The organism is Methylobacterium sp. C33D, from assembly GCF_053345825.1.
Genome location: NZ_JBKFAV010000018.1, coordinates 129,060 through 136,125, shown reverse-complemented (window position 1 = coordinate 136,125; position 7,066 = coordinate 129,060). Strand labels below are relative to the sequence as shown.

Annotated in this window: 7 protein-coding genes; 6 read left to right on the top strand and 1 reads right to left on the bottom strand. The window is 64.7% G+C overall.

Annotated features, from left to right (window positions below):
- Positions 1-195 precede the first annotated feature (195 nt).
- Positions 196-1,398 (bottom strand): hydantoinase/carbamoylase family amidase, encoded by a 1,203-nt coding sequence (locus ACLBXO_RS16435; protein ID WP_447686015.1) that lies wholly within the window; start codon positions 1,396-1,398, stop codon positions 196-198.
- Positions 1,399-2,084: 686 nt separating this feature from the next.
- Between ACLBXO_RS16435 and ACLBXO_RS16430 the strand changes: the two genes are divergently transcribed.
- The 6 genes from ACLBXO_RS16430 to ACLBXO_RS16405 all read left to right on the top strand — a co-directional run bounded on the left by ACLBXO_RS16430 (position 2,085) and on the right by ACLBXO_RS16405 (position 7,056).
- The gene (locus ACLBXO_RS16430; protein WP_447686012.1) at positions 2,085-3,179 is read left to right on the top strand and encodes an adenylate/guanylate cyclase domain-containing protein; all 1,095 of its coding nucleotides are present in this window, start codon (positions 2,085-2,087) and stop codon (positions 3,177-3,179) included.
- A 13-nt stretch (positions 3,180-3,192) separates the two neighbouring features.
- The gene (locus ACLBXO_RS16425) at positions 3,193-4,794 is read left to right on the top strand and encodes an adenylate/guanylate cyclase domain-containing protein (protein ID WP_447686011.1); all 1,602 of its coding nucleotides are present in this window, start codon (positions 3,193-3,195) and stop codon (positions 4,792-4,794) included.
- Positions 4,781-5,521, top strand: coding sequence for an E2 domain-containing protein (locus ACLBXO_RS16420; RefSeq protein WP_447686010.1), 741 nt, complete (start codon positions 4,781-4,783; stop codon positions 5,519-5,521). The genes ACLBXO_RS16425 and ACLBXO_RS16420 overlap by 14 nt, the downstream gene beginning before the upstream one ends.
- Positions 5,522-5,673: 152 nt before the next feature.
- Positions 5,674-5,988 carry a helix-turn-helix domain-containing protein gene (locus ACLBXO_RS16415; protein ID WP_447686014.1) on the top strand — a complete coding sequence of 105 codons (315 nt, stop codon included), beginning with the start codon at positions 5,674-5,676 and terminating at the stop codon, positions 5,986-5,988.
- Positions 5,989-6,009: 21 nt separating this feature from the next.
- Positions 6,010-6,714, top strand: coding sequence for an ImmA/IrrE family metallo-endopeptidase (locus ACLBXO_RS16410; RefSeq protein WP_447686009.1), 705 nt, complete (start codon positions 6,010-6,012; stop codon positions 6,712-6,714).
- Between the two features lie 141 nt (positions 6,715-6,855).
- Positions 6,856-7,056, top strand: coding sequence for a ribbon-helix-helix domain-containing protein (locus ACLBXO_RS16405; RefSeq protein ID WP_447686008.1), 201 nt, complete (start codon positions 6,856-6,858; stop codon positions 7,054-7,056).
- Positions 7,057-7,066: the final 10 nt, after the last annotated feature.

Genomic DNA, 7,066 nt, shown 5'->3' with positions numbered 1-7,066 from the left:
TGCGCTTCCCGTTTCCTGCTCTCCAATTCTCTGTCCGCTCACCACCTAGCGCGTGACAAGCCGGGCAGCCGACGAATGGCCGCTTGTGGGATGCTCTGGTCGTCATCGGGGCGACCGCATCGGGTCGATAACAGACCGCCCGCTTTTTCGGCGCGCCCTCTTCCACGCAGGTCAACTGCTTTCAGGTACGGACAGTCAGGTCGAGTGGTCGTAACCGCGGGGCACTATAGGCTCCGGCGCGTGCGAGCCGTTGGCTAGGTCCCCGATAACGGAGGTCAGCACCTCCAGCCCGGCCTCGATGTCGGCAGGGTCCACGGTCCCAGCCGGCCACCAGCCCAGGCCGCCCTGGCACCGGATCAGCAACGATCCGATCGGTGTGATGTGGGCCATATTGGACGCATCGGTCGACATGGCCTGCGCCAGCCGCGTGACGGGGTGGCCGGAAGCCTCGACGGCGCGCTCGAAGAGCCGGACGATACCCGGCTCGCACCGGGTAGCGTCCGGATCGACGCTGTGATCGATTGCGATCTCCAACCGGCGGCGCGCGGCTATCCCGTTGAACGCCCCAACGAGTTCCATCGCGGCAGCGCGTCGCCCCGCATCGTCGGATGATTCGACCAGGACCCCGAACGTCACCGAACCCGTGACCACGCAAGTCGGCACGAGCTCGATGTCGAGGCGCATGACGGTGACCGCGACCTCCTCCCGCGCCGACCCGATGCACTCCGCTTCAAGAATGCAATCCGCCGTCCCGGCCAGAGCGTCACGCCGGTCTTTCGTCGTGATCGTAGCCGCTCGGACGGAGTGTCCCTGCAGCGTGACCCGCAGGATCTTTGAACCCGTCAGGGCCGGAACGACCCCGACCGGTGAACCCGACCGCTCCAGCAACGGGCCGGCTTCCGCCGCGACTTCAAGATAGGCGAGGACATCGCCCGCAATTCGCCTCGCGGCCACGGGCCCCTCATGGCTCAGGTCGTGCGCTTCCATAGCTTGCCGCAGCGTGACGCCGTAATCGTCATTGAAGTCCAGCATGTCCGCATCGAACCAGCCCGTGGCGGCCCTGCTGCCGCGCCTAGGTATGCCGAACCGGCCTGCCGCGTCTTTGACGAAGCCGATGACCTCGACCAGATGTCGCAACGGCGAGCCGCACCGGACGAGACGTTCGACGGCCGCGATACCCATAAGCACGCCCAGAGTTCCGTCATAGCGACTGGCGTCCGAAACGGTGTCGACGTAACCTCCGATGACGAGCACCGGGGCGCCGGGGACCGAACCTTCAAGTCGACCGATGAGGTTGCCGGCGGGATCGCGCCGGACCGACAGGCCGGCTTCCTCCATCCAGCCGAGGACGAGCGACTCGCCTTCCCCCTGCTGGGGACTGAAGACGCGGCGCGTCAGGTTCCACGGGAGGCGCTGACCTGGGCTAGGCGTTCGATGTGGTCCATAACCGTATCGGCCGTGCTCACGACGATGCGCCAGTTGTGACGATGACGGGTTCGGTTCGCATGTCGGCCCTCCGCATCATGACGTAACGAGGCCGGGGCCAACCGCGGCCGCCTCGCCGCAGGAAACGGCCGACCCAAACCCAGTGCGGAGGAATCTGACACGCCGAATTTCGCGACGGTCATGCGAAGCGATGTCAGAATGTAACGGTCGCGGCTCCTGGCCCCTGACCCTTTACGCCTTGCATCCGGCCAGCCTTTCGGCCCCGTACGCCGACCTGTCGTGGTGCTGCACCTTTGACCTGACGAATCTGATCCTAGACCGCGGGCCGGACCTCTGGATTCACGGTCCGTGCATGTTGCGGCCGATATCCGATCGGGCTGACGCGCGTGGTCTGCAACCTAAGGGGTCACGCCGACGAGCGGTCGAACTTCATCCCATCCCTGGCCGTCGAAGCATGGTGACGGACCGCACCTTGATACGCTGAGCGTACGGGAGCCGGGCGTGCTGGCGTAGGCCTGCGCCGGTTTTGAAAGGGGACGCCGCGAACAGGCGCTATTGACCTCAGCTCATCGCGCGATAAGCTGAATAGCGTAGTTCGAGGATTCGGCATGGCCCCCACCCCCGAAAAAGAGACCGGCGTGCATCAGTTTCTGCGCCGCTACCTTCCCGATCCGGAGCGGCTGGCAGCCGCGCTGGTGACCGAGTTCAACCTGGTCTCGTGCGGGGAGGACCAGGTCCTGTGCCGAGCCGGCGAGGAAGCCCATTGCGTGTGGATCATCGAGACGGGGGAGTTCTGCATCCGCTCGACGCACAGGCTCGCCGGCCGCGGACCCGGCGACATCATCGGCGAGGCGGCCTTCTTCAGGCCCCGCCCAGATGGCGGCCCGGCGCGGCGCGGAGCCGACGTCATCGCGTTGCGGCGGTCGTCCGCGTGGAGGATCGACCGGTCGGTTCTGGAGGCCCTGGATCCCGAGTGCAGGGCGATGTGGCTGGAGGCCGTCTGCGGCGCCCTCGTCGTCAAGCTCGACGAAGCCGTGGTGCATCGGGCTGCGCTGACCGGCGAGGTCGTGGACATCGAGAGCATGGTCTCGCGGTTCGTCTGCCCGGACGGGGTTCAGGCGGCTCTCGGCGCCATGCGGATGGCCGCGACCAAGATCAAGCCGGTCAACAAGGGCATGGTCGTCTGGTTCAGCGACATCTCGGGGTTCTCCGCCTATGCGGAGGGGCTCGACCCCGCGGCGGCCGCGGCGGCGCTCGAACTCCTGGTCGAGCCGCAGGTCCGCGCGATCAACGCCGCCGGCGGCCAGGTCGACAAGTTCCTCGGTGACGGCCTGATGGCGTTCTGGCCCTGCCCGGACGAGGACCGTTTGGCCAAGGCCGCGAATGCCGCCGCGAACGCCGCCCTGGCGGCGGTGCGGGATGTCGGCCAGGTCGCGGCGGACAACGGCCTACCGATGGGCCTGCGCATCGGCCTGCATCTCGGCGAGGCGATCGTCGGCGATTTCGGTGCGGCGGGACGGAGCTCCTACACCATCATCGGCGAGACGGTGAACACGGCGAGCCGGTTCGAGCAGTACAAGCCGAAGGAAGGACAGCCGAACGGATCCGTGCGCATCAGCGACCGGATTTTCGGCCGTCTCGATGCCGATTGCCGAGCGCGGTTCAGTACCGAGCCGTTCGCCATGCCGGCCAAGCATGACCGTGCCTACCCCGCCCACTTCTCCATCGACTGAGGAAGGACCGACCATGGCCTGGGACGTCTCGCGCAGCCGCACGCGCATCGCCAACCTGATGAACACCGTGCCGAAGGCGGCGGTGGTCGTCGAGAATTTCGATCAGGGCTACCTCACCCGGCGACGGGCCGACCTGATGGCTCGCGGAAAACTCCTAGGCCGGGACGAGGCACCGATCTTCAGCGTGCCGGATCGGAAGGCCATCCTCGTCGATGGCGTCCACGTCTACGTGAACCTCATCGACTATCACGACGCGATGCTTGAGGACGGACGCGAGACCGAGGCCGCCAGCCGGCGCCTCATGCAGTTTCTCCACCTGCACTACTCGGCGGCCGACCGCATCGTCGCTGACTACGAAGCGCAGCGTGTCGATTTCCACGGCCCTCGCCTGCACGCCGTCGTCGTGACGCCGCTCGGCGACGAGCGTCAGCGCATCCTCCGCGCCATCGCGATGGCGAACGCGCTGAAGGAAACCATTGAGGAGGCTGCTCCTCGCCTGGGCAAGTCCAAGCTGAGCACCCGCGTGCGCATCGGCATCGACACCGGGAAGGCGGTCGCCATCAGCAGCGGCAGGAAGCACGAGCCGGAACCCCTCTTCCTGGGTCGGCCGGCGAACTACGCGGCCAAGATCGCGGCGGGCGACATGCCGGGGATCTTCCTCAGCGACAACGCCCGCGCGGTGCTCGGGCAGAACCGCACCGGCTCGCTGCTTCAGGAGCGCGCCATGGCCCTGTCCGAGAGGGACCGCATCCAGTTCCTCAACGAGAAGCTGGGGCGCCCATACTGGATGCAGGACACCCAGCCCATCCGCGCTCAGGTCGACGCCGCCATCCGGGCGTTGCAGACGGACCGAGTGCTCATGGAGAACCTCTCCGAGGCGGTGTTTCACTTCCACCACCACGAGCCCCCGCTCCGCACCATCGATTTCGGCCTCTTGGTGCCGAGCAACTCGGTGCGCATGCCCATGATGTCGGTCTTCGCCGACCTGGACGGCTTCACCGCATACGTGGACCGCTGCATCGCCTCGCATCAGATCGCGCCGATGGTGGCGAACCTTCACGTCATCCGAGGCGAGCTCGCCGCGGTCGTGAAGGATGACTTCAACGGCAGGAAGGTTCGCTTCATCGGCGACTGCGTGCACGGCATCGTCGCCGAGGGCTCGCGTTACGAGACCGACAAGGCCGCCTCGGTCGAGACGGCTGTCAGGATGGCGGGCGGCATCCGCTCGTCGTTCAACCTGTGTCAGGCGATGCTCCCGGGCATCGCCGACCTGGGCATCGCCATCGGGCTGGAACTGGGACCGACGCCAGTGACGCGGCTCGGGATTCGAGGGGACCGGAGCGTCCGGTGCGCCTCCAGCCGCGCGGTTTCGGGCTCGGAGGCCCTGCAGCAGGAGTGCTCGGGCATCGAGACGAGCCTCGGTCCGGCCGCCAAGGAAGTCGCCCATTCCCGCGTGAAGCAGATCTTCCGCACTGGCAAGGCCTCCAACCTCGACTACGAGGCCGTCGATGCACTGCTTGGGACGCCGGCGGCACCGGCCGTGTCGAGGTTGGCGGCTGCGACCCCGGCCATCCGGCGCCCGGAGCCGGAGCACCGCTTCCATGGCAACGGCTGACAGCCCCTTTCGGCTGGCAGTCGCGGAAGCGCCAGCCTGGTTCCTGGTTTACGCCACGTCCATCCACCGGATGACCGGCTTGGCGACCGTCACCCTTAACGCCGCCACGGCGGCGTTGAGGGTCGAGCTTGAGGTGATGCAGGTGGGTGGGGCTGTCCGGGTGCGTGAGCGCGCTCCGGGCACGATCTTTCCCGTTCGCTGCTTCGAGCGGCATATCGAGGGTGGTGGCTGGTTCTGCCTCGGTTTGCCCCAGCACACGACCGTGACGGATCCGCAGTCGGCCGCGGGATGGTGGAACCGGCTGGAAGATTTCCTGCGCATGCAGCGAACGGCAGCCCAGACCGGACTTTGGCCCGAGCAACACGCCCTGTCGCATGGCGAGGCCGGCTTGCATCATCAGCTGGCTCTGGATCACGCCGAGAAGGCCGGCCTCGTCGACGCGTACGAAGCCTTCATGCAGGGTGACGCTTCGGTTCTGGCCTCCCTTGATCCGCTTTTGAGAAAGACGGGCGACCGTCTCCGAAACGGCCGTTGTCCGTGCCCGTGCGGCCGCAGGCGCCGGGATGGGCACGCAATCTTGAGGCGAAACTGCCCGCATCGCGATGACGTCGTTGGCGTGTTGCGACAGGAGAAGCTCCGCAAGAAGGAGCTGTCCCAATTCGTGGCTGACGCGAAGCGCCGTGGCATGACCTGTTGCGGCACCATGCAGGTCTGCCCGCTTCAGTGACCGACGGACCCAGACGCGCCCGGCATGGCCCTGCCGGACGCATGCGCCGTTGAGAGAACGCCCACATTCACCATACCTTTGCGGATGGGTACCCGACCGAATCAGTCGGTGGTACGCTGATCCGCGAAGTGGCTGACAATGGCAGATCGACAATGTCTTCGACTTTTGGCTCCTATATCGCTGCCCGCAGAAAGCAGCTTGGCATAAGCCAAAAGGAATTGGCCAGCATGATCCAGAAGGAGGATGATGATCGGCCGATCACGCCACAGTATTTAAATGATATTGAAAGAGATAGAAGGCAGCCGACATCTGACCATATTATTAGCCAATTTTCAGAAGCCTTGAAGGTCGAGGCAGACTATCTTTTTTACCTATCGGGCATATTGCCATCTGACGTCAGGAAGGCAAACATTCCACGAGAGGATGTCGTGCAAATGTTTAGTGCATTCCGTCGGACATCCAAGTAAACTCTCAGGATGGTCTCTTGGGTGGCAGACAGGACGGGGCGGTTCGGCACGCGTCCGTATTATCTGGAGAAAGACCTCGACCAAGCTTGCGAGGTCATCGTTCGTCGTTTTCTGGAAGACAGGGTGGGCCGCATCCGCTTCCCGCTGACCACAGACGAACTCTTCGTGCTGGTCGAACAAAATGTTTCTGATCTCGATGTATATGCCGACCTGACCGATGACGGGTTTGACGTCGAAGGCGTCACCAATTTCGCCGTCGGAAAGCAACCTGAAATCAAGGTATCCGGAACGCTCTCCGAAAGCGCCTCACGGGAAAATCGCTACCGAACGACGCTCGCCCACGAACTGGGTCATGCCGTCTTTCACGACGAAGTTTTTCAAATGCGGTTCGCGTCAGGTGACCTGTTCACCGACCGGGCAGGCGCTCGCGTCGTCTGCAAACGCGATACGATGGTGGACGCCCCCCAGTCTGATTGGATGGAGTGGCAGGCATCCTATGCCAGCGGCGCTTTCCTGATGCCCCGTGAGACGCTCAACGGAATACTCCGGCCTCTCGTGATCGCGAGCGGAAAACTCGCTCCCTTCCTGGTAGGATCAGAGCCTGCCAATATTCTGATTGCCGCCGTCATCGACGCCTTCGCCGTATCGCGAGACGCTGCACGGGTGCGCCTCACCAAGTTGAAATACCTCTCGGATCGGCCAGCCCCGGCGACGCTTTTCGACTGATACGCCGCGGCACACCACTCGACCGTTCGCTTTCTGGTTGCAAAAGCCGTGAATTCGAATTGCAAAGCTTCGAATCGCGTGGGATTCTGAGCGCTCGCTATCCGGCTATCTGGCTATCCGGACTTTGGGTCGATGCGGACGATGGGCAACACAGAGGCATCACGCGTCCGCGCCGACGGCCGGAGGCAGCTTCTCGTCTACCTGCCTCCGGAGCTCATCAAGGACCTGAAGAAGCTCGCGGTGGACGACGAAACGACTGCCTCCGCCATCGTGGAGGAGGCGGTGCGCCAATGGGTCAAGAAGAGAACGTCGGTGAACCGTGACGAACACGCGGCCGACTGAGGCGGGGCAT